Annotated in this window: 23 protein-coding genes, 2 tRNA genes and 1 pseudogene; 10 read left to right on the top strand and 16 right to left on the bottom strand. The window is 44.8% G+C overall.

Translation table 11 applies throughout. The features are described 5' to 3' along the window. Positions 1–402, bottom strand: a pseudogene (locus JGK20_RS10365) (hypothetical protein); the annotation flags it as partial. Positions 403–737: 335 nt separating this feature from the next. On the opposite strand from JGK20_RS10365, the gene yqeK reads away from it, so the two are divergent. The 6 genes from yqeK to JGK20_RS10335 all read left to right on the top strand — a co-directional run bounded on the left by yqeK (position 738) and on the right by JGK20_RS10335 (position 3869). Then, positions 738–1376, top strand: coding sequence for a bis(5'-nucleosyl)-tetraphosphatase (symmetrical) YqeK (gene yqeK / locus JGK20_RS10360; protein WP_293183261.1), 639 nt, complete (start codon positions 738–740; stop codon positions 1374–1376). Positions 1377–1514: 138 nt separating this feature from the next. Continuing rightward, a complete protein-coding gene (gene rsfS, locus JGK20_RS10355; RefSeq protein ID WP_293183263.1) occupies positions 1515–1949 on the top strand; it encodes a ribosome silencing factor in 435 nt (144 codons plus the stop codon). Continuing rightward, positions 1946–2446 carry a CGLD27 family protein gene (locus JGK20_RS10350; RefSeq protein ID WP_293183265.1) on the top strand — a complete coding sequence of 167 codons (501 nt, stop codon included), beginning with the start codon at positions 1946–1948 and terminating at the stop codon, positions 2444–2446. The genes rsfS and JGK20_RS10350 overlap by 4 nt, the downstream gene beginning before the upstream one ends. Before the next feature lie 127 nt (positions 2447–2573). Beyond that, positions 2574–3527, top strand: a complete 954-nt coding sequence (locus JGK20_RS10345) for an asparaginase (protein WP_293183267.1) — start codon at positions 2574–2576, stop codon at positions 3525–3527. A gap of 118 nt (positions 3528–3645) precedes the next feature. Then, positions 3646–3722: transfer RNA gene (locus JGK20_RS10340), tRNA-Met, on the top strand. A gap of 70 nt (positions 3723–3792) precedes the next feature. Next, positions 3793–3869: transfer RNA gene (locus tag JGK20_RS10335), tRNA-Met, on the top strand. A gap of 615 nt (positions 3870–4484) precedes the next feature. Here the strand turns inward: JGK20_RS10335 and JGK20_RS10330 are convergent. The 3 genes from JGK20_RS10330 to JGK20_RS10320 all read right to left on the bottom strand — a co-directional run bounded on the left by JGK20_RS10330 (position 4485) and on the right by JGK20_RS10320 (position 6670). After that, the gene (locus JGK20_RS10330) at positions 4485–5681 is read right to left on the bottom strand and encodes a transposase (RefSeq protein WP_293230318.1); all 1197 of its coding nucleotides are present in this window, start codon (positions 5679–5681) and stop codon (positions 4485–4487) included. A 182-nt stretch (positions 5682–5863) separates the two neighbouring features. Next, positions 5864–6052 carry a DUF2949 domain-containing protein gene (locus JGK20_RS10325; RefSeq protein ID WP_293183271.1) on the bottom strand — a complete coding sequence of 63 codons (189 nt, stop codon included), beginning with the start codon at positions 6050–6052 and terminating at the stop codon, positions 5864–5866. A gap of 234 nt (positions 6053–6286) precedes the next feature. Next, complete coding sequence (locus tag JGK20_RS10320) at positions 6287–6670, bottom strand: hypothetical protein (RefSeq protein ID WP_293183273.1); 384 nt, start codon at positions 6668–6670, stop codon at positions 6287–6289. A 600-nt stretch (positions 6671–7270) separates the two neighbouring features. Between JGK20_RS10320 and JGK20_RS10315 the strand changes: the two genes are divergently transcribed. After that, the gene (locus JGK20_RS10315; protein WP_293230315.1) at positions 7271–10159 is read left to right on the top strand and encodes a PAS domain S-box protein; all 2889 of its coding nucleotides are present in this window, start codon (positions 7271–7273) and stop codon (positions 10157–10159) included. A 124-nt stretch (positions 10160–10283) separates the two neighbouring features. On the opposite strand, the gene JGK20_RS10310 is transcribed toward JGK20_RS10315, so the two are convergent. Continuing rightward, positions 10284–10874: a rhomboid family intramembrane serine protease gene (locus JGK20_RS10310; RefSeq protein ID WP_293230312.1), complete on the bottom strand. Its 591-nt coding sequence runs from the start codon at positions 10872–10874 to the stop codon at positions 10284–10286. 500 nt (positions 10875–11374) lie between these two features. Between JGK20_RS10310 and JGK20_RS10305 the strand changes: the two genes are divergently transcribed. Then, on the top strand, positions 11375–11752 hold the full coding sequence (locus JGK20_RS10305) for a Mo-dependent nitrogenase C-terminal domain-containing protein (RefSeq protein ID WP_293183279.1): 378 nt from the start codon (positions 11375–11377) through the stop codon (positions 11750–11752). Positions 11753–11890: 138 nt separating this feature from the next. Here JGK20_RS10305 and JGK20_RS10300 read toward each other — a convergent pair whose 3' ends face one another. Together JGK20_RS10300 and JGK20_RS34495 are read right to left on the bottom strand one after the other, a co-directional pair. Next, positions 11891–12157 carry a DUF4926 domain-containing protein gene (locus JGK20_RS10300; protein ID WP_293207080.1) on the bottom strand — a complete coding sequence of 89 codons (267 nt, stop codon included), beginning with the start codon at positions 12155–12157 and terminating at the stop codon, positions 11891–11893. A 12-nt stretch (positions 12158–12169) separates the two neighbouring features. Beyond that, complete coding sequence (locus JGK20_RS34495) at positions 12170–12472, bottom strand: DUF6883 domain-containing protein (RefSeq protein WP_363319185.1); 303 nt, start codon at positions 12470–12472, stop codon at positions 12170–12172. Here JGK20_RS34495 and JGK20_RS10290 point away from each other — a divergent pair. Both JGK20_RS10290 and JGK20_RS10285 read left to right on the top strand, forming a co-directional pair. After that, positions 12471–12725 carry a hypothetical protein gene (locus JGK20_RS10290; protein WP_293230309.1) on the top strand — a complete coding sequence of 85 codons (255 nt, stop codon included), beginning with the start codon at positions 12471–12473 and terminating at the stop codon, positions 12723–12725. The two genes, JGK20_RS34495 and JGK20_RS10290, sit on opposite strands and share 2 nt — an antisense overlap. 706 nt (positions 12726–13431) lie before the next feature. Then, positions 13432–13671 carry a hypothetical protein gene (locus JGK20_RS10285; protein WP_293207104.1) on the top strand — a complete coding sequence of 80 codons (240 nt, stop codon included), beginning with the start codon at positions 13432–13434 and terminating at the stop codon, positions 13669–13671. A gap of 42 nt (positions 13672–13713) precedes the next feature. Here JGK20_RS10285 and JGK20_RS10280 read toward each other — a convergent pair whose 3' ends face one another. The 9 genes from JGK20_RS10280 to JGK20_RS10240 all read right to left on the bottom strand — a co-directional run bounded on the left by JGK20_RS10280 (position 13714) and on the right by JGK20_RS10240 (position 26544). Next, positions 13714–14772, bottom strand: a complete 1059-nt coding sequence (locus tag JGK20_RS10280) for an NAD-dependent epimerase (protein WP_293207071.1) — start codon at positions 14770–14772, stop codon at positions 13714–13716. A gap of 38 nt (positions 14773–14810) precedes the next feature. After that, a complete protein-coding gene (locus JGK20_RS10275; RefSeq protein ID WP_293207069.1) occupies positions 14811–15971 on the bottom strand; it encodes a histidine phosphatase family protein in 1161 nt (386 codons plus the stop codon). Positions 15972–16034: 63 nt separating this feature from the next. Further along, positions 16035–17840 (bottom strand): iron uptake porin, encoded by a 1806-nt coding sequence (locus JGK20_RS10270; protein WP_293207067.1) that lies wholly within the window; start codon positions 17838–17840, stop codon positions 16035–16037. Positions 17841–18029: 189 nt separating this feature from the next. Beyond that, complete coding sequence (locus JGK20_RS10265; RefSeq protein WP_293207065.1) at positions 18030–19880, bottom strand: ABC transporter ATP-binding protein; 1851 nt, start codon at positions 19878–19880, stop codon at positions 18030–18032. 252 nt (positions 19881–20132) lie between these two features. Continuing rightward, positions 20133–21191 (bottom strand): glycosyltransferase, encoded by a 1059-nt coding sequence (locus JGK20_RS10260; RefSeq protein WP_293207063.1) that lies wholly within the window; start codon positions 21189–21191, stop codon positions 20133–20135. Positions 21192–21293: 102 nt separating this feature from the next. Continuing rightward, on the bottom strand, positions 21294–22526 hold the full coding sequence (locus JGK20_RS10255) for a glycosyltransferase (RefSeq protein ID WP_293230306.1): 1233 nt from the start codon (positions 22524–22526) through the stop codon (positions 21294–21296). Between the two features lie 161 nt (positions 22527–22687). Continuing rightward, entirely contained in the window at positions 22688–23875 is a 1188-nt protein-coding gene (locus JGK20_RS10250) for a glycosyltransferase (protein WP_293230304.1), read from the bottom strand. Further along, a complete protein-coding gene (locus JGK20_RS10245) occupies positions 23875–25170 on the bottom strand; it encodes a glycosyltransferase (RefSeq protein WP_293207056.1) in 1296 nt (431 codons plus the stop codon). Before JGK20_RS10245 ends, JGK20_RS10250 begins: the two co-directional genes overlap by 1 nt. 189 nt (positions 25171–25359) lie before the next feature. Next, the gene (locus JGK20_RS10240) at positions 25360–26544 is read right to left on the bottom strand and encodes a glycosyltransferase (protein ID WP_293230301.1); all 1185 of its coding nucleotides are present in this window, start codon (positions 26542–26544) and stop codon (positions 25360–25362) included. Positions 26545–26637: the final 93 nt, after the last annotated feature.

Raw genomic sequence — 26637 nt, 5'->3', positions numbered from 1 at the left:
TCCCAGCAGTACAGAAATAAGGCTGGTTAAGATAAACGCCCAAAAAATGAAATACTGAGGGGCGATCGATTTAATTCCCCAATATACCAGAACCGGAACTGTCCCCGCCGCCATCCAGACAGCCATTACAGCCCCAATTAAAAGTAAAATAGCGATTACTGAAAAAGACTTTTGACTGCCAGCAACAGCCATTTTGATTAAGCTGTTTAGTTGAAATCCCCTGTTTAACAAAATAACAATCAGAATAGCCATCGAAGCCAGAAGTGGCGCAACTATAAAATAACCTTTGATGGCACTGGTTAAAAGTAGAACAAATGAGATAATTACAAAAAATAGCAAATCCATTATTGATGGGCTTTTCAGGCGTAATTTCAGGGCAATCAAAGAAATCAATATCTTCATCAGTCATGGCATCTAGGCGTTGCCAGTCAGTTTGAGATTTGCTCGAAGTAAATTCGTTGTTCATTGATTGTTACTAAATATTAGACTTCTGGCATAATTATTGTGGAACAGGCATCCTGCCTGTTCTTGACTGTCTTTTTGCCAGATGTCTATGGTAACTACAATTTGTCGTTACAGCCACCGACTTTAACAGATTTTTGAAGGGTTTAGGTAGAACCGATCGCCCCCTTCACCTCTCCCCATCCCAGAAGCCACCGCACCCCTGTCAGCCCTACACCGCAGTCCATTAAAACAAAACGCTAAAATAATAGATCCTACAAGTTGGGAGTTAATATTTGACACTTGCACTCGATCGCGAAAAAGTCCTAGCTTGGCTCACACAGCGCGTTCCTGCCGCCCGCATCACACACATCCTCGGAGTCGAACAGACAGCAGGAGACTTGGCTCGCCATTACGGCCTCGACGAAGCAAAAGCCCGATCGGCAGGACTGCTGCACGACTTGGCAAAATACTTCAAACCCCAAATGCTGCTGCAAATGGCTCAGAAGGAAGGTTTAGAGTTAGACTCAGTGTTGGAAGCACACCCGCATTTGCTGCACGCAGACGCGAGCGCGATCGTCGCTAGAGACGAATTCGGGGTGGTCGATCGAGAAATTTTGGACGCAATCGCCAATCATACCCTCGGCCGACCAAACATGAGCCAGCTCAGTTGTACCGTATTTATAGCAGACACTATAGAACCCAGCCGCGGCAACACAGCCGAACTAGAAGCACTGCGCGAGACAAGCGTCCAAAATCTTTATGCAGCCGTGTGGCAAACTAGCGATCATTCTCTCAAATATTTGCTAGAAACTCGCTGCTACATCCACCCGCGCACCGTACTTACGCGGAATTGGGCGCTGCAAATGGCCCGCGCCCAATCGCCCGAAATAGGAAATTCGACATCCAAGTCGATCGAACAAATCACAAGTTAAACGTAAAATTTACCAGCAATCCTGTACTTACTTTTGGCTTGAATTTAACTCCTATTTCCAGTCTCAAACTGCCAACAACCGAAAGCCAATAGCGCACCAATTCCCCCTTACCGTATCAATTAGGAACTTAAACACTTAATGTCAGATCTAACCCAACTCGAATACTCCCGGGCCCAGTCCACAGTAACCGACGCCACCATCCCAGACGAAGCCCGCGGCCTGATATTGACCGCTGCACAAGCTGCCGATGACCGCAAAGCAGTTGATATTGTATTGCTGGGCGTCGCAGAAGTATGCTATCTCGCTGACTACTTTGCGATCGTCACCGGATTCTCCAACGTCCAGGTACGAGCCATCTCCCAAGCCATCGCCGACCAAGTAGAAGAAGAATGGGGACGCTTGCCGCTGCGTACACAAGGGCTATCAGACGCCAGTTGGGTCGTCATGGACTACGGCGACGTGATTATCCACATCTTGAAACCTCAAGAGCGCGAATTTTACAATTTAGAAGCGTTCTGGGGACACGCCGAACGCATTGAATTTTCCACCGCGCCGAGAGGATCGCTAATGTGAAAGACACTTCTGTTTCTATTTGTCCTGTTCCCCAGGAACAACGCCCGGTTAATGAATATCAAGAACTTACAGAATCCTGGTTTTTTAGCTGGGTAACTCTCGATTTGCCCGCATATCTGGCAAAACTTGCTTGGGTATGGGGTTGGAGTTGCTTGGTATCCGGGCCCTTAGCAGCAGCCAGCTTTGCTCCGCTGAAGTATCCAGTTCAGTTTGCCCTGTGCGCTGCCGCTGGTGCCGGTTTTATTCTAGGATTAGCTTTGCTGCGGCTTTACTTGGGTTGGTTCTACGTGCGATCGCGACTTTCCAATCCCACAGTCGTCTACGAAGAGTCTGGCTGGTACGATTGTCAATCTTGGCCTAAAACTCCCGAAGTTTTAGCTCAAGACCAATTGATAGTCAACTACGAACTAGAACCAATTCTCAGGCGTCTGCGGCAGACATTTTATGGTTTGACAGTATTGCTGGTTGGCGGGGGACTAATTTGGAGTTTTGTGTAATCGGAAGTTGTAACAGGGAAGTTTTGAGTCGTAGGGGCGGTGCCCCGTGCCCGCCCCGTTGTGACAAGGGGATCAAAACTTCCACGGGCCCCAATCTAAAATCTAAAATCTAAAATCTAAAATTGATATGACAAGGGGAAAACGAACCCAAGCTCCCGAACTCGAAGTCACACTGCTGCGCGAAGGTATTCCAGAATCTAGGCATCGCGCCCAAGCCGCTGTCTGCGACAAGCGCGGCCGCGTTCTTTCCGTTGCCGGTAACTCGGAAACGGCGACATTTGTCCGTTCTTCACTCAAACCTTTTCAAGCTTTGGCTGTGACGGCGACGGGATCTTTAGAGCGCTACGAATTGACCGATCGAGATTTAGCGATTATTTGCAGTTCCCATCAAGGTACGATCGAGCAATCGCGACAGGTGTTTAACGTCCTGTGGCGCTGCGACATTGACCCCTCTAAACTTCAATGCCCCATTCCTGAAGGCAAAAAGAGCGCCCTGCAATACAACTGTTCTGGCAAACACGCCGGAATGCTGGCTGTCTGTCAGCAACTGCACTGGCCTCTAGAAACTTATTTGCGGCGCAAACATCCCGTCCAGCAGCTTATTTTGGGCAAAGTGGCTGACTTGCTGGCCATGCCTGCCGAAGAGTTTATCAGCGCTCGCGACGACTGCGGCGCTCCTACCTATCTGTTGCAGTTGGGGCAAATGGCGTCTTTGTACGCTAAATTAGCCTCCGGCGACAATGTGGATATGGAGCGGATTGTCCGCGCTATGACTCACCACCCGATGATGGTTGCTGGTGAGGGGAGATTTGACACGGAACTGATGCGCTTGACTCAAGGCGAATTGGTGAGCAAATCCGGTGCTGAAGGGGTTCAGTGTATTGGCCGGGTTGGCGAAGGTATGGGTTTGGCAATTAAGGTAACTGATGGAGGAAAGCGCGCTAAATTTGCTGTGGCGATTCACTTGCTCAAGCAGTTGGGCTGGATTACTGCGACGATCGCCGAAACTCTTTCGGACACTTACCTGACTCTCAGCGATTTTAAACGATTGGAGGTGGTCGGCGAAGTTTCGATGCTTTAGTTCGATCGACACTTCTTCGCCAATTTCAGCAACCCCTACCACAACCTCAAAAGTTTTTTTGATTGAGGGGTTGCAATTTCCAGAAAGATGTGTTTATATTAGAGAGTAGACAAAGCGACGCGGGATAGAGCAGCCTGGTAGCTCGTCGGGCTCATAACCCGAAGGTCAGTGGTTCAAATCCACTTCCCGCCACCAACTTGAAACAAGCCCTGCAATCTTTGAGGATGCAGGGTTTGATTTTTGAGAATAGATAGATATAAAGCGACGCGGGATAGAGCAGCCTGGTAGCTCGTCGGGCTCATAACCCGAAGGTCAGTGGTTCAAATCCACTTCCCGCCACCAAATTCAATCGAAATAAGCCCCGGCACACCTAAAAGTTGCTGGGGCTTGTTTTATAAAAAATAGTCGGGAAGCGAAAAACGAGCGAGTCTTTAGACCTTCCATGAAAGCGACACGGGCGGTTTTAACCGCCGTGAGTCTTTCTTAATTCTTAACATTTTTGGCAGTGTAAAAAGGGCAAAAGCTCTTACACTAAGCATGATGGGATGGATACACAGGTGCAAACCTGAGAAGCAAATGCCTACCATACATTAAAGGTACGCGGGGACTCTACGAAACCAAGGGCTAAAAACCCTTAAACGCTTGAGGAGCTTGCCCAAAGGCAAGGATAGCAGCCCACCATTCTTTGGCAAAAGGATTGCGCCCAGGAACCCTAGCAATAGGGATATTAAGAACGAAATTTCTTAAGAATCTCAGTGTCTTTAGACCTGAGAGTGTCAACGCGTCTGGAGCCATAACAATAGGGACACAGCAGTGCTGTGTCCCTATCGCATATTTAGATCTTACCCAAAGGTAAAAAATCAACCTCAACCTCAACCTCAACACTCAACCCTATACTTTTATTTAGACGCCCGTTTGTTTGACACTCCCCGGCTTGAACGCGCAGGGATTCTTGGTTCAACCAGTCGGCTTGCCCGTTGATGTCACCACCAATGGGTAGAGGTCGGTCTGTCCCCAAGCGTTAATTCCGGTGTGCCCCACCGTATTTGAACTAATTCCTGCACGGGCTTTCAATCCTTTAGCCAAAATATTCAAAGCTGCATTGGGGTCGCGGTCTAACACCGCACCGCACAGGCAAATATGAGTTCTGACCGATAGGGATTTCTGAACGCGATTGCCACAACTTGAGCAATCTTGGGAAGTGTACCCAGGTGCTACAGCAACTACTGTTTTACCGTACACTTTCCCAAAATATTGCAACCATTGGGCAAACTGTGACCACGCTGCATCGCTAATTGATTTGGCAAGCTTATGGTTCTTCACCATATTTTTCACCTGAAGGTCTTCGTAGGCTACGAAATCGTTAGATTTCACTACGCACAACGCCGTCTTGATGGCGAAGTCTTTACGCTGCCTACTGACTTTTAAGTGCTTTCTGCCTAACTTATTTATCGCTTTCTTGCGATTACTCGAACCTTTCTTTTTCCGAGAAACTCGTTTCTGCAACCGCTTTAAAGCTTTTTCACTTTTACGCAAATGCCGAGGATTTGGAACTGTTTCTCCTGTACTATCGGTGTAGAAATGGTTCAATCCCACATCTATGCCAATCGTTTTCCCCGTAGGAACTATTTCTTCTGTTCGCTCTACATTGATACAGAACTGAGCGTAGTAGCCGTCAGCACGACGAATTACTCTGACTCGTTTAATCTCAGTAGGTGCATAGAAGTGCAAGTCTCGACTACCGAGTAACCTAAAGGTACCCGCCGCAAAACCGTCCGTGAATGTTAGACATTTTTTGTCGGTGGAAATCGCCCATCCGGAAGTTTTGTATTCTACGGAGTGAGTGTTTTTTTTGAATTGTGGGTATCCTTTTTTTCCTGGTTTCTTAGCTTGGCAATTAGAAAAGAAACGTTGAATAGCAAAAATGGCACGCTCAGCCGAAGCTTGACGCGCCATTGAGTTAAGTTTTCCGGCCCATTCAAACTCTTTCGCCATGATGGCGCATTGTTTGTATAAATCCGATAGTTTAACTCTGGAATTGTCGATCCAATATCTGAGAGCTTTGTTTCGGACAAACTGAGCTGTGCGGATCATTTCGTCTACGATCCGGTATTGCTGTGGCTTGCCTTTTAACTTGAACTCTAGTACAATCATGGAATTATTCTATGACGCTTATGGGCAATTGTAGCTATAAACTTGATTGGAAAGTAATCTTTAGACTTTGAATTCAAGCCGTCCTATAATGACGGGGTTCTAGACCCAATCTTTTGGTAAGCTTTATTTCTCAAAAATCTGGAATCAGATATCCATATTTTAAAATTCGGAATTTTAAATTATTAAGCCGACTGAGTTTCCAGCCAATCAAAAATCAGGTCTAACTGTTCCAAGGTAACTAACCCGTACTGCCACAGAACCATCGGCAGTTGGCCGGCATCTTGTTCATCGTGTCTCAGAGCAACGGCGATCGCAGAATTCGATATCGCCAACTCTCCCCGCAAATAATCGATTAGTTGAGCCTTTCCCATGACCTTCACCGCCAGTTTTATGCGCTATTGTAAAGATACGTATCTAATTGGGATGCGTCTGATGTTTAATAGCCCCAATTCTAGATTGAGAATAAAGACTCTCCTGTGATACAAGCCGCACAAAACTTGTGATAAAATTCAGAGAAACGAGCGATCGCAGTCACAAGAACTCCCAGCCTCAAAAATCGGGCTGTGCGATCGCTCGTTTGCTTGACATCAATTCATTCAAAATTGCTAAAGTCCTAGCTGAAGCTGAACTCCAGCTCCTGTACCACTGTCGTTGGGTTGGAGAGGAACGGGATTTCCTTGGCGCTGGGCGTCGGAAGGAGTAGTGATAAATTCCAATTCGGGGCCGATTTTGAGGCGAAATGTATCCCCCAAGCTGCGCTGCCGAATAGCAGCATTAGCCGCCGTTTCTCGTTCACCAATCAAGTTTTGGTAGTCCGAGTCTACGGTTCTGTCCTCCACAGTTCTGAGGGAATCCCCTGATAAAGTCGTTTCTGAATTTTGGGGCGCTGGTTGCAGCCTTTGTTGGGCGATAACCGCCGGGGTCAAACCGATCAAAATTGAGCTCAGTCCGAGAGCAGTGCCAAGAGTAGCAATAACTGCGTTCATCATCCATGCCTCCGCTAGTTGCATCCTACTATACTTATTCTACCCAGCCGGAATTAAGTTGCGCTCTATCAAAAGTAGCTTGTTGTGGAGATATCAAGTGAATTTATTGTAAATATTTATAACTTGCGATCGCGCTCCGACTCTCAGAAACCTGCTTGTTTAGTGCATCTGGCGGATGCAATGAAGTAGACGCGAGAAAAAAAACAGTTTCTGATGCTGGGAGTGCGATCGCAAACTACCCAATTTCAAATGTAAAATCTCAAATAGTATCAGCGCCTACATTCATTCCAGGAGTGATAAGTAAATCCACCTAATTAAACATAAAATATGAATCAAGCTCAAGCTTGCTGTGTCTGTCTTCTTCCTTCTTCCTTCTTCCTTCTTCCTTCTTCCTTATACTTACTGCATTAATCTCGATCGCCCTGACCAAGCACGCGATCGCGCTAAGATGACGGTGGCAGTCGTTAAAAATTAAGTTACTAGCGGCAGATTCAGAGTTTTTAACAGCACTTTGCCATATAAAACGATCTCAACGTTAAAATCTGCGCTCATCAGGTTGTACTTTACCGAAACTTTGTGGGTTCGTAATATTTCTGCTTCAATATGCCAATCAGACATCTGAGCGACCATATTTTAAAAATGTCGCGCCAAGTGCCAATTCGCCTCGTCCTTGTAGTGCCTTTTGCCATCCAGACTTTCGCTGCGGTGGGGCTGACGGGGTGGCTGTCCCTGCGCCACGGGCGCATAGCTGTCAACGATGTTGCCGCGCAACTGCGGGCCGAAGTCACATCGCGCATCCAGCAACACATTTATAGTTATATCGAAAGGCCGCACCAAATCAATCAACTCAATCTCGATGCCATCCGTCTGGGTATTTTGAACGTGCAGGATGAAGCCAGTTTACTCAGCTACTTCTCCAAACAACTCGAAACCTTTAATACAATTAGCTACATTCAATTCGGCTCCGAACAAAAAATTTTTACGGGAGTTGAAAGGCTTGACGATGGCAATTTGCAAATTCGGATTTCTAATAAGTCTAGTGGCTATAATTTGCACAGCTACACGCCGTCTAAGTTCGGCGAAGCAACTAAGCTTTTAAAAACTACTCCTAACTACGACCCTCGCACCCGACCTTGGTATGTAGCTCCGGTGCGGGCTGGCAAGCCGACATGGACTAAAATTTATACTTATTTTGACACTCCCAAACTAGCAATTACTGCTGCTCAACCCGTTTACGGAAAGAATAATAAACTGATTGGAATTCTTGGTTCTGATTTGACACTCTCTGATATTCATCAATTTTTGGAAAAACTGAAGATTGGTAAATCAGGACAAACTTTTATTGTCGAAAGGTCTGGAGAATTGGTTGCAAATTCAACTCCAGAAGCGCCATTTATTGTGAGCAAAGGCGTTCCACAACGGATTGGGGCAGCGAATAGCAAAAATGTTCTAATTCGATCGACAGCCCGCTATTTGACACAACGGTTCGGGCATTTGAGCAAGATTGACAGCTCTCAGCAGTTAGATTTTACCATCGACGGTCAACGGCAATTTCTACAGGTAACGCCCTTCTCAGACAGGAGGGGCCTCGATTGGTTGATTGTAGTGGCGGTTCCCGAAGCCGATTTTATGGAAGCGATTAACGCCAATACTCGCTACACAATTTTGCTCTGTTTCGGTGCTTTGGTGCTGGCGACGGCTCTAGGATGTGTGACTTCGAGGTGGATTGTCATGCCAATTCATCGTCTGAGCAAGGCTGCGGAGGCTTTGTCGCGGGGAGAATGGGACTCAATGGCGGTAGATCCCCGCTTGATGGCGTCTGTAGAGCGGGAGGATGAGGTGGGTGTCCTGGCTCGCTCTTTTAATACGATGGCAGATCAATTGGAAGAGTCGTTTACTACTCTCGAAGAGCGGGTGGAAGCTGCGATTGCTGATAAAACTCAATTAATTCGCTCTCTGAAACTATCTCAGGAAAAACTCGCTTTTCACCTCTATCAAACTCCTTTGGGGGCGATCGAATGGAATCTCAATTTTGAAGTTGCGGACTGGAATTTGTCAGCAGAAAGAATTTTTGGATTCAATCGCTTGGAAGCAATGGGACGCCACGGAGTAGATCTCATAGTTCCTGAAAATGCTAAGGAGTATGTCAGGCAACTATCTATAACTTTGCTCACTAATCAAGGAGGAATTAGTAGCATTAACGAGAACATTAGAAAGGACGGCAAAATTATTCTTTGCGAGTGGTACAATACGACTTTGGTTGATGCTGAGGGCTGTATAATTGGGGTGGCATCGCTGGTTCAAGACGTGACAGAGTTTCACCGTGCTGTGGATCAGTTGCGCGCCAGCGAGGAACGGTTTCGCCAGTTGGCAGAAAATATTCATGAGGTATTTTGGATTAGAGAACCGAATCAAAAGCACATAATTTATGTGAGCCCTGCTTGCGAGAAAATATGGAATTTAAGCTATCGGAGTTTGCTGTCACATCCGGAGGCTTTTTGGGATGCTATTCACCGAGACGATCGCGATCGCGTTAAGGCTGCCTTTGAAAAACAGGTGCAGGGGGATTATGATGAGGAGTATCGGGTAGTGCGATCCGACGGTTCAGTTTGCTGGGTGCGCGATCGGGCTTTTCCAGTCCGCAACGAAACAGGAGAAATTTACCGTATAGTCGGCATTGCCGAAGACATTACCCAACGCAAACTAGCAGAAGAATTCCAACAAGTCGCTCAAACCGCTCAAGCAGCCAGCCAAGCCAAAAGCTCATTCTTAGCCAATATGAGCCACGAATTGCGAACTCCCCTCAACGCCATTATCGGTTACAGCGAGATGCTCAAAGAAGACGCCGAGGATTTGGGCTGCGAAGATTTTATCCCAGACTTGCACAAAATTCAAACTGCCGGCAAACACTTGCTATCTTTAATTAGCGACATTCTCGATATTTCTAAAATTGAAGCGGGGCGGATGGAACTTTATTTAGAAACTTTCAACCCGGTTAATTTAATTGACGAGGTAGTTTCTACTGCCGAACCCTTGGTAGAGAAAAAATTTAATAAATTTGAAGTTAATTGTGCTAATGACTTGGGAGTGATGTATGCTGACATTACCAAAACTCGTCAAATATTGCTCAACCTGCTGAGCAATGCAGCAAAATTTACCGAAGGCGGGACTATTACCCTGTCCATTGAAAGAGTTAAACATGACAGCTTAACAACTCAAGAAATAGCAGAACCTTCCGATTTAATAATTTTCCGCGTAGCTGATACTGGTATTGGGATTCCCCCCGAACAAATGCAGCATTTATTTCAAGCTTTTATGCAGGGTGACGCCTCAACTACGCGCAAGTACGGCGGCACGGGTTTGGGATTGACTATTAGCCGTCACTTTTGTTTGATGATGGGCGGTGATATGCAAGTTCAAAGCCAGTTAGGTGGCGGTTCGGTTTTTACTGTGTGCTTGCCGGCGCAAGTAGAATTATTAGTAAGCAGTTAGTCTTACTTTTCGGGATGCAATTGTAAGGTACGTAGTTGCGCTTCAGCGCTCTTTTCTATAGCAATGAGCGCTGAAGCGCAACAACGTACCTAAGGTCATAATACGATGCAGCATAAGTCTTATCCTAGTTGATTTGCCGTTTCTGCCGCCCCAAAAGTTGAGCTGCTAATACGCCGCCGACAAAGCCAAAGAAATGCGCTTGCCAGGAAACTCCAGGCTGCGAGGGCAAAACTCCCCAGATTAAACCGCCGTAGAAGAAACCGACAATTAAAGATACCATAATAGACGTAAAACTGCGTTCAAAAAAGCCCCGCAATAGCAAAAATCCGAAGTAACCAAAGATTAATCCGCTGGCACCAATGTGCACGGAATTGGGCGCGCCTGTCAGCCAAACTCCCAATCCGCTGATGAGTACAGTAACGGCACTGACAACAAAAAAGTCGCTAATTTCTTGCAGCATGATCAGCCAACCAAATGTCAGAAACGGGAGGGTATTGGCGGCTAAGTGAGCAAAACTGCCGTGCAGAAAAGGCATGAATAGGATGCCTTCAAGTCCGTCGATGCTGCGGGGGCGGACTCCGTAGGAATTCAGCGCGCCTCGAAATATGAATACATCGAGAATCTCAATAATCCAGAGGAGGGAGACGAAGCCGCCGAGAATGGCGACGTGGCTTTGCAATTCGCGGGTGATAGATTTGGTTTCTGGGTTGCTCATGGGTGGTGAGGGCGGTAATGCCGATTATTTATAATTGTAGGAGTTTCTGGCCGATTCACGCTCGGGATAGCTACGATTCACGCACGCAGCGACAGTGGGCGCTGGGTTTCAGGGTTTTTTGCAGCGCCGTGCTTATTTGAAACTATTATAACTTTGATTGAAAATTCCGCATTTTCACGCAGGGAATTATTGACCTCGATGCGTCATTATCGTAGAGGAAGTACAAAAGGAGAGTTAACTGAAGGTTGAAGGTTTAAGGTTTAAGGCAGAGTTTTTACCCCATAGATAAATCCTTGGGCTGGCAATGAGGACACTTTTGCGATCGCACACCGTCTCTCAAAAATAATCAGGAACTACTTTTCTCGGATCAAGTCATTAATTCAAGAAGTTTCATCCGGTAAAGCAAAACGAGCTGCTGTAGGTACTTATTGTAGACAAAATCTCGTACAAGCTCTACAAAGAGTTCTTGGCACCTCGTTGTAAAAGAGGAACAGAGAAATATGAACGTATTTGAGAATACACAGTCCGATCGAATTCTGCCAATTTGGGTATGGCATGGCAAAGAAGAAACCCCTGTTAGTGTCGCTACAAATCCTCAACCTTACGGCCACAAGCCGCGCTTTGACTTGTTGAATCCGCTGAAACAGTGGCTTGACAATAGTGCAATTAAAAGTCAAAAGTTAGCTCGGTTTCTGTGCAAGTTTATTCCCAGCCAGTGTCCGTTTGAGCGGGAAGTCAAAATTTGCGATCGCACTTTATTTTACATTCCGCCGCTGTGCAAGTTAAATCCGCTTTACGAGCAAGTGGTGGGGCTGCGCTTTCGTGCTTTGTGTTATTTGGCCGATGAGTGCGGCGAGGATGTGACTCATTATTGTTAATTCGGAAAAAACTTAAATTTCTAACTCTCTTTTTCACCCTCCCTTCTCCTTGTTGGGGAGGGTTTCTTGTTTGGTGCGGGCGAATCTGGGTTCGGAAGTGCCGCGTAGCTATCCCGATCGTGAATCGCCCTTCTTTACCTAATCTAGAGCCTTCACCTTAATATCAGTTGGTGCGTGCTGAGAATCTCCCCAAATTTCAGGTAGCGGTGTCACCCAAGAAATCGGTACAGAAATCACATCTAAAGTTTCACCATTTTTAAAGACTTCTAAAGTATATCCAGATTCGGGCTGCTTGTTCGTGGGTGGCAGATAATCTAAAACAACTCCTGTGTCCCCTTTCTTTACTGGACTATTAGGAATATCTTGCTTGAGTCTTACCCACTGAAATAATGTTGCTGTTGTCATTGTTGAGCCTCCCTATGACTTGTCAGGATAAAGGGTGATAAATTTAACCATCTCGGATGCCTCATCTTGTTGCCAGATAGTAACAACTTTAACTAATCGATTGTTAGGGCCATACCACTGAATTTTGACTTTAAAGCGAGTACCCCAACCTGTAGAGGTAACTTCTGCCACTTCAGCACCCTCTACAGCTTCCATTATATCTCTCTTGAGAATTTGCCAATTTTCTTGGTTGTAACCCGCTAGAGCTAAATACTCCGATTTATCATCTTTAGGCTGGTAAACAAGTAAGTAGTTTGCGCTCTTCTGGTCTTGAATGAGTAAGTTTGAAGGTATTCACATTAATTGCGCCCTAATCCCTAGCTCAAGCATATCATTGATGAGAAGTGCGATCGCCCTTTCGGAAGCTAATACAGCAGATTTCACATTTGTAGAGGCGGTTCTCAGAGTTCCCGCCCGCGATGATATGAAATGGGTGCATCTGGGTTTTGAAGAGGACTCTGATTTTAGAGGCGACCCCACGGATAAATTCGGGGGAAGAGAGGATTTTAGATTTTCGATTTGGGATTGATTCCACGGATAAATCACGTGGCGGGTACCATCAAGAAATTCTTGGTCATGCTTCGCCCCTACGCACATATTTGTCAAACCAAAATGCACCCCATGAAATTTGCTGCGACGATCCAACGGAGGACTAAAGTCCTTACTACGAACCTATTTGGAGTGACTATCCCTGTCTTCTTCGTCTTCTTCTCTAATATCCTGGAAAATATGCCAAACCAAGCAAACCATACCAATCCCCAATCCTGAAACTGGATCTAACCAGGAGATTAAATTGACGATGCCAAACTCGGTCAATTGTCCAACAATGCAGGTGAATTTGTGATTTTTTACAATAGGTTTGAACTTCATGTCGGTGCTAACAGCGACAGCCCTAAAAGTAAGGGGAAACGCCTTGCTGTCATCGGCGAACCGAGTGCGGGAAACACTACTTCGCTGATACGATGTGGCTGTATTTTAATATCATTTTTACATAATTTTAGTACAAAATTTGTGTTGGTTTGTTTATCTTGGATCGCATATAGCCTTTCTCAGAAAGGTGAGAACGGGGAATAGGGAATAGGGAATAGGGAATAGGGCATAGGGCATAGGGCATACCTCACTTTTTTGAGAACCGCTATAGGTGCGTCGCTATCAGATTGTCGATATGCAAGTCAGAGATTTTGGGTGGCGACGCACCCTACTAACTGCTATCCGATTTCGTAAGGAAAAATTAGATCCTGCTGATTCGTGAAGTTGTACAGGAAGCTATTGCCGCTGGCTATCTAAGTTTGGAAGCGGAAAATCAAATGCAGCATCTTTTTGCCTCAGCCAAGTGGGATTTGGAAGATTTGAATGCTTTTATGAGTTTGCAGTTAGCATCTATGGCTTGTCGCGTCAAACAAGAGTCTTTGGAATTGAGTAATTTGCGCGATTTATCGGAAAAAAATCTTACTCAAACAATAGGGGAACACTAATGCGCTTCAATTGAAAAACGCATTAGTGAATATTTTTTCTGCTTAAATTGTGGCGAGACGATCGCCCTCGGGCGGATATTTGATGTTTGTCACACTTTGAGTGTGCGAGTTGGGGGTTGCACCGCCGTAATAGTCTAAATACCACTCTACAAATTGATGGATGCCTTGTTCTATCGGGGTACTAGGCTTAAACCCTACATCCGCCATCAAATCATCTACATCTGCATAGGTAGAAGGTACATCACCAGGCTGCATTGGTAACAAATTTTTAACCGCTTTTTTGCCCATTGCCGTTTCAACTACTTCAATAAATGCCAGCAATTCCACTGGGGAATTATTGCCAATATTGTAAATTTTATAGGGAACGGTGCTTGATGTTTCTGAATTGGATTGAGGAGGCTTTTCCATGACTCGCACAACTCCTTCAATGACATCATCAATATAAGTGAAGTCGCGCTGCATTTTGCCGAAATTGTAAACATCAATGGGTTTGTTTTCCGCGATCGCCTTTACGAACTTAAAATATGCCATATCCGGTCGTCCCCAAGCCCCATACACTGTAAAAAAGCGTAATCCCGTCATTGGCAAGTTGTACAAGTGGCTGTAGGAATGAGCCATCAATTCGTTAGCTTTTTTTGTGGCGGCGTAAAGCGATATGGGATGATCCACATTATCGCTAACAGCAAAGGGAATCTTGGTATTATTGCCATAAACGGAACTGGAAGAAGCAAAGACTAAATGTTTGATTTTGCTGTGACGACAACCTTCTAAGATATTCAAAAATCCCATTAGGTTGCTGTCTGCATAAGCATGGGGATTTTCCAGGGAATAGCGCACACCAGCTTGGGCTGCGAGGTGGACAACTCGGTCAAATGTTTGATTTTGGAAGAGTTGGGATACTAAAGTGCGATCGCTCAAATCTAACTGCTGAAAAGTAAATTCTGAATGCGGCTGGAGTTGAGCCAAACGCGCTTTTTTGAGATTGACATCATAATAGTCATTTAAGTTGTCTATACCGTAAACCTGTTCACCTTGGGACAATAATCTTTGGGCTAAATGGTACCCTATAAAGCCTGCTGCGCCTGTGACTAAAATTTTCATTGTGGGTAATTGGTGATGGAAATAATTTCAAGGGATCTCTAACTAATTTGACCGGAGAGATTCATCGCTTGCAATACAGGATATTTCGCGGAAGCAGGATAGTGTAAAATGTTGATAGTTCCGGGTTGAACCTTGAGAGATTCCTGTTGAATTGGCAAGCCTAAAACTTGATTTAATGCTCCCTGAATTTCGCCAATTTCGGCAACAACTAATCCGGTACAAAGAGAGGAAGTTTCGCGCGATCGCCCAGAAATTGTCTGATGCCAAGTCTGCATGAATTTTTCGGTTGAGATGGATAACTGCACTGTGGGCTGGGAACACGATCGAATTAGTTTTTCTGCCATTTGTGCGGAATTGGCTCCCTCACTGTTAAGGCAAAAATTGAGAGGGCTTTTCTCGATAATTCTGGCAATACTGTCGATATAAACGTCTTTTTCACTGTCTGCGGGTACTAGCAACAAACGCAGTCCTTGTTTGCCTTCTTTCAGTTTAGGTAAAATTTCTCCTAAATGATTTGTCAAATTCATCGCTTCTAATTCAGCCTGATATTCTGCACCAACAAAACTCAGAATGCTAATCCCACAATTAGACTGCTGTAGGGTATGAAAGTCTTGACATTTCATCCCGATCGCGGTACTGATTAATGCTTTGATTGTCCCGCCGTGAGTGACAATTAAGATTGTTTTACCAGCATATTTTGGCAGAATATCAGCCCAAAAATTTTGAGCTTGGCGGTAGAGATTTTGGACTGGAAAATTTTGTGGTTTGACTAAAGTGGTAACTGAATTGCTACCGGAGGAATTATCCTCAGTTTCAGCAGACATCTGAAATTCGTGAGGGCGTTCTCTCCAACAGCGGTAATCTTCAGCAAGGTGTTCTCGAACGTATTTGAATGATAAACCATTCCAAGCGGGTAAGTCAATTTCTTTTAAGTTTTCATGGATGTGCAATTCTGGGTGACTGTCGGCTATAGTTGCGATCGCACTTAAAATCTCGCTAGTTGTCTCTCTAGCGCGCTGAAGTGGGCTGCTGTAAACAAAATCTATGGGAATGGTGCTTAAAGAAAGTCCTGTTTGATAGGCGGTTAAACGACCTTTTTCAGTTAGGAAAGAATCGTCGCAGCAGCCTTGATAAAGTCCTTGCTGATTATAAATACTTTGACCGTGACGGACGAGGATAACGCGAGTTGTATTGTTCATGATTGTAATGAAGGAAGAAGGAAGAAGGAATAAGGAAGTTTTTTACTTTTTTATTGGTTATTCTCAAAAACTAAAAGTTGTGCGTAAAGTACCGATGTAAATTGGATCATTATTGCTGTTATGTTCTGGATTAGTTATCGCCAACAAACCCAAAGTTACTGCTAGATTATCTGTTAATTGCCTCCGATAAAATGCTTCTAAATGCAGTGATGTGTCCGAGTCGATATATTCTCGATCGTCTTCGATAAAATCGCTGTTTATTACTTTAGGTTGTTGGCCTATAACTATGCCTCCTACACTGTCTTCTGAACCCAAATTGGGGAAGGCTAAAGTTACCGCCCAGTTAAACATACTAGCTTGAGGTCGATCGCGCAAATCAAGGGCCTGGGCGCGGGTATATCCCACCCAACCTCCGGCTGTGACTTGGCGACTGAGTTTGACAGTGGATTGAATGCCGAAGGAATTGGCTGCAATTGCATCGCTTTCGCCGTCAAAAGGATCATTTGCCCGATCGCTCCCTGTTCCCGTATCCAGGCTATTATAAGAACGGACGTAGGTTAAACCAACTCCGATATTATTAGTTGGACGGAGAGTTAATTGGGCGATCGCACCATAAGCTGCTTTCCCGAAACCAATTGCCGGATCATTTACTTTATCAGCCACAAATCCGACATCTAAACTAACATTTTTACTAACAGCATAACTCACTCCAACACCGCTACCTTCGCCGTGACGATAGATCGGATTTCGCTGTCCAAAACGGGATACCGCACCCCGACTGCTGCCGCTTAAATTAGGATTAAGAGTATCAGTATAGTCGTTGAGACTGCCGCCGACAGCTTCCACATAAACTACGGCTTGATTGTTGATGGGAAACCGATATTCTAATCGACTGAGTTCAAATTGATTTTTGCTTTCGCCTTGAAAACTCAAATTAGCCATGTCTGTTCCCGCAGCGTCGCTAACTTTAGGAATGTTGTTAGCTTGCAGTCTCGTTCTGAGTCGATCTTTCCCCGTAAAACTCGTGTCAAAATTCAATCTGACTCGATAGCCAAAAGTAAGATTACTATCAACATCACCTTCACCATCTGCCTTTTCATTTCCCTCAACTCCAATAACTCCTAACAGCGCCTCTCCTTCCAATTTGGTAGTAGTTGAAAATTGCTGCACGGCATCTAAACGTTGTGACAAAGTTTCGATTCTACCCCGCAAACTTGCCAACTCTCCCTGGAATTCTGTTTGCAGTTTACTCAGAATTTCCAAGTCTTCGCGGGTGATTAAATTAGCAGTATTAGTCCCAATTTGCTGATTTAGGCGATCGAGGGCTGCATTCAAAGCTGCGGCAAATTCGTAGCGGGTTAAAGCACGATTGCCACGAAAAGTGCGATCGGGATATCCGACAATTAACCCGTAACGTTCTACCAAAGATTGAAGGGCTTGAAATGCCCAATCCGTAGGTTTAACATCGGATAATTCGGAGACGGAGGTAATGTTTGCTAAAGATTCATCCTTTCGTGTTTCCTTCATTTCTGAGTCCACGAAGGTGGACTTTGTTTGTGTAGATGCGGTTTCAACCGCCGATTCTATTTGTGCGGTTTCAACCGCCGATTCTATTTGTGTAGATGGGTTTTCAACCGATGATTCTATTGGTGTAGATGGGTTTTCAACCGATGATTCTATTTGTGCAGTTTCAACCGATGATTCTATTTGTGCAGTTTCAACCACCGACTCCGATCTAACTTGATTGAGAGAAATTTGACTATTAGTGATAGAAGATAAATCGCCATCTATCTCAGCCAACTCGCTGGCATAAACCGGAGTAGCTGTCGTCAAAGCAATTAGAATAACTACGGAAAATTGAGAAACCATGAGTAAAATAAAAACGGCAATAATTCAAGATAGAAAATTCACATTTACCGAAAATAATTGGTTGAAAGCCTCTCCCTTTGAGGGAGACATAAAAACCAGACTATTCATTACTCCAATCCTCTTCCTTTTAGGTAGAAGTTGCTCTCAAACTGTCAACTGTCAACTGTCAACTGTCAACTGTTGAACGCATTAACGGGAAATAGCAAAGGAATCCGCTTCATCCGGCAAATTATTGCCGGCAGATTGTACAGCATACATTGCTGCGTATTTGTCGCCCAAACGTAGCAGTTCAGAATGAGCACCCTGTTCCAAAACTTTGCCACCTTCAATATACAGAATTGTGTCAGCTTGTTCGGCTGCTTTCAAATTGTGAGTAATCCAAAAAGTCGTGCAATTCTGAGTCAATCTTTCCAAGGCTTCGCTAACCTCACGTTCGTTTTCTTGGTCTAAACCAGTTGTCGGTTCGTCTAAAATGACGATCGGAGATTGACGCACAGCCGCACGAGCGATCGCAATTCGCTGCCTTTGTCCCCCCGAAAGCGTCGATCCTCGTTCTCCTAAAATAGTATCGTAGCCGAGAGGTAATGCTTCGATAAAATCGTGAGCATTAGCCAAACGGGAGGCCGCTTCAATTTCAGCATCAGTTGCATTCAAACATCCGTAAGCAATATTATCCTTGACGCTGACAGCAAACAAAACACTCTCTTGTAACACGATACTAATCTGTTGTCGCAACGAATCAACTTTGTATTCGCGCAAGTCATGTCCATCAATTAAAATGCCTCCTTCCACAGGATCGTAAAGCCGAAGTAACAGACTGACTAAACTCGATTTGCCACCGCCAGAAGGCCCGACTAAAGCAACTTGCTGACCTGCTTTTATTTGAAAACTCATGTTTTGCAAAATCACTTTTTCCGCATCATAAGCAAACATTACATTTTTAAATTCAACTCCACCTCGGAAACGTGGTGCTGTCACTGTACCCCGCAAATCGCGAATTTCGGGTACCGTATCAAGGAGGTCGATAATCCGTTCTCCCGAAGCCGTGGCTTTAGAAATTTGGGCGGTATATTTTGCCAACTGCCGCATCGGTTTAAATGCTGTTTTGAGGTAATTAATGAATACCAATAATTCCCCAGGTGAAACCATTTTATCCAGCACTAATTGCACGCCACGCCATAAAATTATAGCTGTTGCAACTGCAACCAACATCTCTACAGTTCGCTCCAATCCCGCTGCTAGTTTTTGCGATTCTGCTCCTTCATGTAAGCTTTTTTGGTTGTCTTTATTAAAGGAACTTTCTAACATTCCTTGGAGCGAAAGAGCTTGCACTACTTTAATGGCACTCATTGCTTCGGCGGCGGTGGCGGCCATCGCTCCTTCGCGCTTGCGCTGCTTGCGAGCTACTTTTTGAATCTGCTTGGAAAGGTGAGCGGAAACGAGGATAAATAGCGGAAAAACTGCGATCGCAATTATCGCCAATTCCCAATTCATCCACAGCATCACCCCCAGCATTCCCGTGAGTGTAAAAATATTGGTAAATAGTGGCAGTGCTGCGGTGACAGTAGCTTCACGAATGCGCTCTACATCGTAGGTAACGCGGGTAATTAAATCCCCACTTTTAGCTTTACTATGAAATGACAAAGAAAGCCGTTGCAAGTGACTGTAAAGAGTCCCCCGAATTTCGGTCATGATGTGAGTAGCAGCTAAAGCCATGCCGATCGTACTAATATAAGCGCAAGCGGCCCGCAAAGCTGCGATCGCCACAATTGCCACAGCGATGACTGTTAACAACTCAATGGTGCTGAGATTTCTAATAATTGGAAATGTTTGAGAAGCGGTTTCAAATCCCGACAGTAGAATGTAGTCAAAGATTATTTTCAGAGGCCAAGGTTCTAGCAAACGAAAGGCCGTTTCAGCGATTAGTGCTAAAAATGAAATTAAAAGCAAAACCTTTTGATGGCGAATCTGTGGCCAGAACTTTTGGATAATTCGTCCCAGTCCGGGTATAGTTTCTTTAACACTTTTAGTTTCCGGCATTTTAGAGTCCTTGAAATGATGAATTGTGCAATTTTATCTCCCTTTTGATAGATGCTGAAAAAACTAGATTGGTTGGGTAGTTCGCTTATCCGACAGTCCGCCAGGGAATGAATTCCCTGGCTCATAGCTAAAGTCCTCTGAAGAGGACTAATGAGTTGAAAATTATTCTTCTCAGTCCTCTTTAGAGGACTTTCGCTTTGAGGCAGGGGTTTAAACCCCTGGCGGACTACTGGAGAGCAAATTTGACTATTCTTACAAAACAGAAGATGCTGCTTCCAAAACCTGCGATCGCTCCGGTTGTAATACCTTAACTTCCACTTTACGATCGCCCGTTCGATCGAACCGAGAAGTAATATAACGGTTGATTGTGCGATCGACTGAAATAAACATTTTTTCCAACAGCGGATTGCGATTTCCGAAGGCAATTTTGCGTACAAAAGGTCGAACAATCGCCTGATGGCGGCGCTGTCCCAATCTGCTGTAGCGCTTTTTGAAATACTTGTCTTCAGTCAGATTCCATTTAGTGCGGAAATGTTCCAAACTTGCCACTTCCCAAGCATCGCTCCAGCGTAGCATGAAAAAGGAAAAATCAGACCATTGCAGCGGACCAGGAACGTAAGTAACTACCGAGTCAGTTTCGCAATAAATAGTGCCGCCCGCATTCGTCACACTCATGCAGAAATCAATGTGTTCGCGCGTGCTCAGCAACGCTTCATCTAGTTTGCCGATGCGAGTAAATATTTCGGTGCGGACTAACATACAGTGAAATTCGGCAAATTCGCACTGGCTTCTGTGGAGTTGTTCGCGCACTTCAGCCACCGGACGATTGACGAAATGATGTTTTTCATGTACCTTCCGCTTGACTTTAGTTTTGCCCGGTTTTTGTTCCAAGACAATCCGCGCTTCTCCTCCCGCTAAATGGATGGTTTCATGCAGTGGATTGCCGATGCAGGTGAGGGGACAAACGACAGAGGCTTTGGTTTCGGTGGCACATTCCAAAAGGCGATCGAGCCAGCCGGGAGTGACAACAACGTCGTTGTCAATGAACAGCACGTATTCAGTTTCAACTCGATCTAAAGCGAGATTTCTAGCTTCATTGGGCGCTAAATAAGTTTCTGTCCGCAATAGTTGAAAGCCTTTTTCTTTTGCCTGTAATTCCAAATATTGCTGTATCATTGATGGTGAGTTGCCATCAACATATATTAGGGAAAACGGCGTTTCTGTATGTTCGTACAGACTTTCTAAAGACTCGCGAGAGTAACTAAAACGTTCGCGGGGTGAGACAACGATCGTAACTTTTGGTGATATCACAGTGGTAACTCCTATTCTTCAGTCCGCGCAGGCGGACTTCGTTTGTGTAGTAGCGATTTCAATCGCCGAGTAATCAAAGCAAAAACAAACTCAGATTTGCCATTAAATGCTGTTAGTAAGAGCAAACTTTTGGCTGATACTATTAGTGGCGATAATTGGCTTGGATGACTCTAAAACTTCCTGATAAACGGTTTGCCAATTAGCTTGTTCGACAGCGGGATTTAGGTGTTCGATCGCCTTTTTTCTAGCAACTAAGCCGAGTTTTTGTCGCAGTTCGGGTTTGAGGGCAAGTTGTCGCAAAGCAACTGCTAATTCTGCTGCTGAACCTGGATTGACTAACAGTGCATCCACCTCGTTTTCCAGAATGTCGCCGATCGCATCTACCTTTGTACCCACGATCGCCTTTCCTGCTAACATTGCCTCTAACATGGCGTTGGGACAGCCATCGTGCAGGGAAGGAATGGCAAAAATATCGATAATTGGCAGGTAAGCAAGGGCCGTTTCTCGGCTGACAAGTCCAGTGATAATCAGCCGATCGCCCAATCCGCTGTTTTGCACTTCTTGCTGCCAGTAATCCCGTTCGCGATCGGCAAAATCCCCGATTAAAAGCAGCGTTAAATCAACGTCGGCGCTGATTTTGCCGCAAGCTTCCATCAAATATTCGATGCCCTTCTTGTCGCGAAAACGACCAACTGAGCCGATGACAGTGCCCCGCAATTCACCGGGCACAACAGGAGCCGACAGTTGGGTAAAGTCGATCGCACCGATCGAATTCCAAAACGCCGAAGATTTGTGCTGAATGCTGGGGGCTAAAATGCGGCCTCTCGTTTGCAAATCGCGGCTAACAAACGTTACCCAATCCGAATTTTCTAAGATCCAAACAGTTTGGCCATGCTGTTTGGCATTGAAAATATGTTTGTGCAAATCGCTACCCCGAATGCTGTTGATAACCGGCACATTTTGTTCGCGGGCTAGCAAAGTAGTAATAAAACCAGTTTCATTGATAAAAAAAGCATGAAACAGATTGTAATTGTATTTTTGATGCAAGTTTTTTAATTGAGAATAAATCTCGCTCAAAAAATCCTGCATAATCGGCTCACTCGATCGCACAGGCGGATACAAACGGTGTACCAAAACACCATCTCGATCGACAGTTTCGATCCTCGCCCGCTGGGGTTCACCGGCCACAAACTTCCGCTGTTTGGAATGAAAAACAGCAACGTGAACTTCGTATCCCGCATCCAACATCATGTGAGCAATTCGGTGTACCGACTCTCCCACTCCACCCACTTCTGGCGGATATTCCAAACTTGCAATACAAACTTTAACTGTCATTAAATTCACTCCTCAATTTGATAATTTTTGTGCTTATGCAGGGCTTCGATCCCCCCTAGCCCCCCTTAAGAAGGGGGGGGCCGGAAGCAGTCAAAGTCCCCCTTCTTAAGGGGGATTTAGGGGGATCTAGACTTAGGTAAAAGCGAGATTTCCCAAGGATTTTATGCGGCAACAGCCGGTACTTTCAGTAAAGCTTTCAAGAAAACAGCAGTTTTATCTACTCCCTGCAAGTCAAACCTCACCGGATTTGGCGTTTCCATCAAACATTTCACAATCTTGAGAGCCAACTTTTTTGGTTCTAAATCGGCTGGATGAATCACGTTTAAAATTCCCAATTTTTCCAGCTTTTGGCTTCTGATAGTTTGTTCGAGATCGCCATTTCCAACAAATGGCAACATCATGGCTCGCACCCCAGTTGTCAAAATATTCATGGTAGTGTTGTAGCCTCCCATACTAATAGACATATCCGCTTTTTCCATGTATGTCAGCAGATTTGGTGTATATCGCTGAATGTTAATGTTGGGTTGAGTGGATACCAAAAGCTGCATTTGAGCAAACTTTGCTTCAGGAAAAAACGGCCCCGTAAATATCTGGATTTGATGGGGAACAATCTGCTGCAAAATCGGAGCTGCTTCTACTAAAGACTCTAGCAGTTCGTGTCCGAATCTACCGCCGCCGATACTCGCCAAGATTAGCGGTTTGTCGGAGTCGATCGCAGCTTTGTCCTCATCATTAAGGACTGGATTTTCCGGCGAAGACTGAACCACGTATCCCGTGTAATGGACTGGACAGTTTAAGTCGCTAATTCGGGAGAAGCTTTCCTCCAAGGGTTGAAATTGCCGATCGCCGTGAATCAATAATAGATCGAAGTATTGATTCATTAGTTTACAAATCTTTTCTTCATGCCTTTCTTGGTCTTGTTTGGTGACAACAATATCCCGCAAACTGCAAACTACTTTTGTCACTCTTCCTTTGGCTTTTACTTGTTCTAAAAGTGGAATCAGCTCAAAAGAAAACCGCCTCCTACCAAAGGGAAATAACTCGATCATCAAAATATCCGGTTGAAAAAAGTTGAAAATCTCTAAAAGTCGCTCCTTCCTAAAGTCTTGAACTTCTTCAAGACTGCGATTGTCGTCAACAACCGCAAGATTTTGAAATTCTGGATCGGTTTCGATCGCAGGCAAATTCACAACTTCAACTCCAGCAGGAATTTCAAATCCGGCAATCGCTTTTCCACCGTTGACAAAACAAATCTCGAAGTCTGCAACTAAACCGCGCACAATTTCCATACTGCGGACTAGGTGTCCGATACCTAAGATGTGCTGACAGTAAAACATGAGCTTTTTCATCAGACTTTTACCTCTACTTTTGCTGTAAATTCTATTGTTGGCTGCGGGTTTTCTACTTGAGTTGAGTTCAAGAGTCCATCGAACAATTCGCGAATTTCACCCACGTTTCGTTCCAGGGAAAACTGTTGCAAAACCCGCTGTCTTCCGGCTTTGCCAAACTGCGCCATCAATTCAGGCTGAGTTAGCAATTTTGCTAAAGCCTCGGCTAAAGCTGGCGGATTTTTTTCTGGAACCAAAAAGCCATTTTCCCCGCTTTCTACCAGTTCGCTAATGCCAGAAATATCGGTAGAAACAACCGGAATTTTCATTGCCATTGCTTCTAATAAAACATTGGGAATTCCATCGCGATCGCCATTTTCCATGACTTGACAAGGTAGCACAAATATGCTTGCTCTCTGATATACTTTGACTAGCTCATCTTGAGTCATTTTCCCGGCTAGAGAGACAACATCCGCTACATCCAAATCGGCGATTAATTGTTCGAGTTCTGCTTGCAGAGGCCCGTAACCAACGATGTCGCACTGAAATTTATAACCTTGCTGTTTCAACTGCTGGCAAGCTTGGATCAAGTAAGGAAATCCTTTTTTTTCGCAATACCTACCGACGCTCAAAATCAAGGAAATTTCAGTTTTGTGTTTGGCAAATGCTGAGGTGAAGCGGGTTAAATCGATGCCATGATAGGACAAGTAAATCGGCGTGTTGCTTTGGGAAACAGAGCGCAAATAGCGGTGATTGAATCCAGTACAGGTAAGTACAAATTCTGCACTGCTAATTCTGCGATCGAGCACTTCCGGTTCTGTCAAGTAAATATCCTTAGCGTGAGCAAAGATATTGTAAGAGAAATTGCCAAAAATCTTAGCGATTTCCGTCGTTGCTGTCGGAATGTTGGCAAAGTGTGCTTGCAGGTGAGAAAGTCCCAATTCCTGCATTTTTGCTGCCAAATATCCCGCTTGCAAAAATTCATTCCAGCGCTTCTTTTCCGGCCGCTGCAAGTGAAATTGCAGCGCTTGCCAATATTGCCTCGGACTTTGAGACAAAAGTCGCCCGTGAACTTTTAGCAAACTAATTAAATCTTGAAAGCTGAAATTCGGCAGCAGTGTCGGAATGTAAGTAACGCTAGCTTTGACTTTATCCACATCGGGATGATTTTTTTCATCCGTCGGTTTGCGGAGAGAAAACAAGTGCAAGGATACTCCTTGACGTTCTAATTCCAGAATTTCATTCAAGATGAAAGTTTCCGAAAGTTTCGGGTAAGTTTTGAGCAGGTAGCCTGCGGTTTTGCGATTTTTAGACATATATAGCAGTTGACAGTTGACAGTTGACAGTTGACAGTTGACAGTTGACAGTTGACAGTTGACAGTTGACAGTTGACAGTTGACAGTTGACAGTTACATTGTTTCCTGTAGGGGCGGGTTCGCCAATATTTCCCGTACAAATCCGAGATCTAATAAACCCGCCCCGGCTGGATATTATGGTCGATTGCCTTATTGAACAGTGACAATTGGCTTTGGCTTGAGTGCTGAAAAATCGAACTCAATGGAAGTTACCGGGTTAGATAACAGGTGAGAAATATAATGAGAAATTCGCGGCAGTCCACCCAAATCTAAACCGGGAGCCACAGCGCAATAAAGAGTTTTCTCTAATTTAGTTAAAAGCAAATCCATCAAATTTTCTGGAGTCACTTCGCAGGGATGAATCATTTTCAGCAAACCGAGTTTAGACATTTTTTCAGCTCGCATCAATTGCTCGCTAGCGGGTTTTATTCTGGGAATTGCGATCGTCCTTTTTCCCAAAGAAAGCACTTCCGTAATTGTGTTGTACCCGCTCATACAAACGACGACATCCGCTGCATCTATATAACTCATCAAATCGTCGGTAAAATCCAACATTTCAACTTGAGGATTTAACGCAGCTTTTTGATAAAGTTGCTCTCGATGTTCGGCGGGCATTTCCGAACCGCAAATAATTACGCTGCGAATTTTTTTTGTTGTTTGTTGCGCCACTCCTGTTAAGTAAGTGTCAACGACATGATAGCCATCTTCGCCGCCGCCCGGTGTCACCAAAACTAACTGTTCGTACTCTTGTACTTGCAATTCTTGCCGTCTGGCTTCTCGACTTTTCAACCCCGGTTCTTTGCGGATATAGCCGCAATAGCGCACCTTTTGAGCAACTGCCGGCGGAAATTGATACTCGCGACAAATATCAAATACTTCCGGCATACCGACTACCAAAATCTGGTCGTAAAACTTCTCGACTGCTTGGTAAAAACCGTGTTCTTGCCACTCACTAATTGTCTTTTCTGGTGCATCCAAAATGTCGCGCAGCAGCAGTAAAAGTTTGGTTTGCGGCAACTGTTTTTTCAAGAATTTAAGTGTTGTCACCAACTCATTTTTGATGCCGTAAGGCTTTTTATCGACTAAAATAGCATCGGGTTTAAAGTTGATTGCTGCCATCAAAATCAAGTCCGATCGCATTTTGATAGTTTCAGAAATGTCAGTCTTCAAATATTTGACTGATATTTCCCCACTTTCGCCCCGATTCAAACAGGAAATTTTGATGTAGTCAAGTCTCGGCGGCAGTCTAAAACTTTGCAGCATCGGCGAACCGGATACTACCAAAATGGAAAGTTCGGGAATAGAACTTAGTAAATGTTCGCAAATGGTCAGCATTCTACGGATGTTGCCGAGACCAAATGCGTCGTGGGAGTAAACCATCAGTCTCATAGTCAATGTGCCTCAATTTAGTCAGCAGTCATTGGTCAT

Origin of the sequence: Microcoleus sp. PH2017_05_CCC_O_A, assembly GCF_020738785.1 — a bacterium.
GTDB lineage: Bacteria > Cyanobacteriota > Cyanobacteriia > Cyanobacteriales > Microcoleaceae > Microcoleus.
This window is presented reverse-complemented; position numbering and strand designations above follow the sequence as displayed.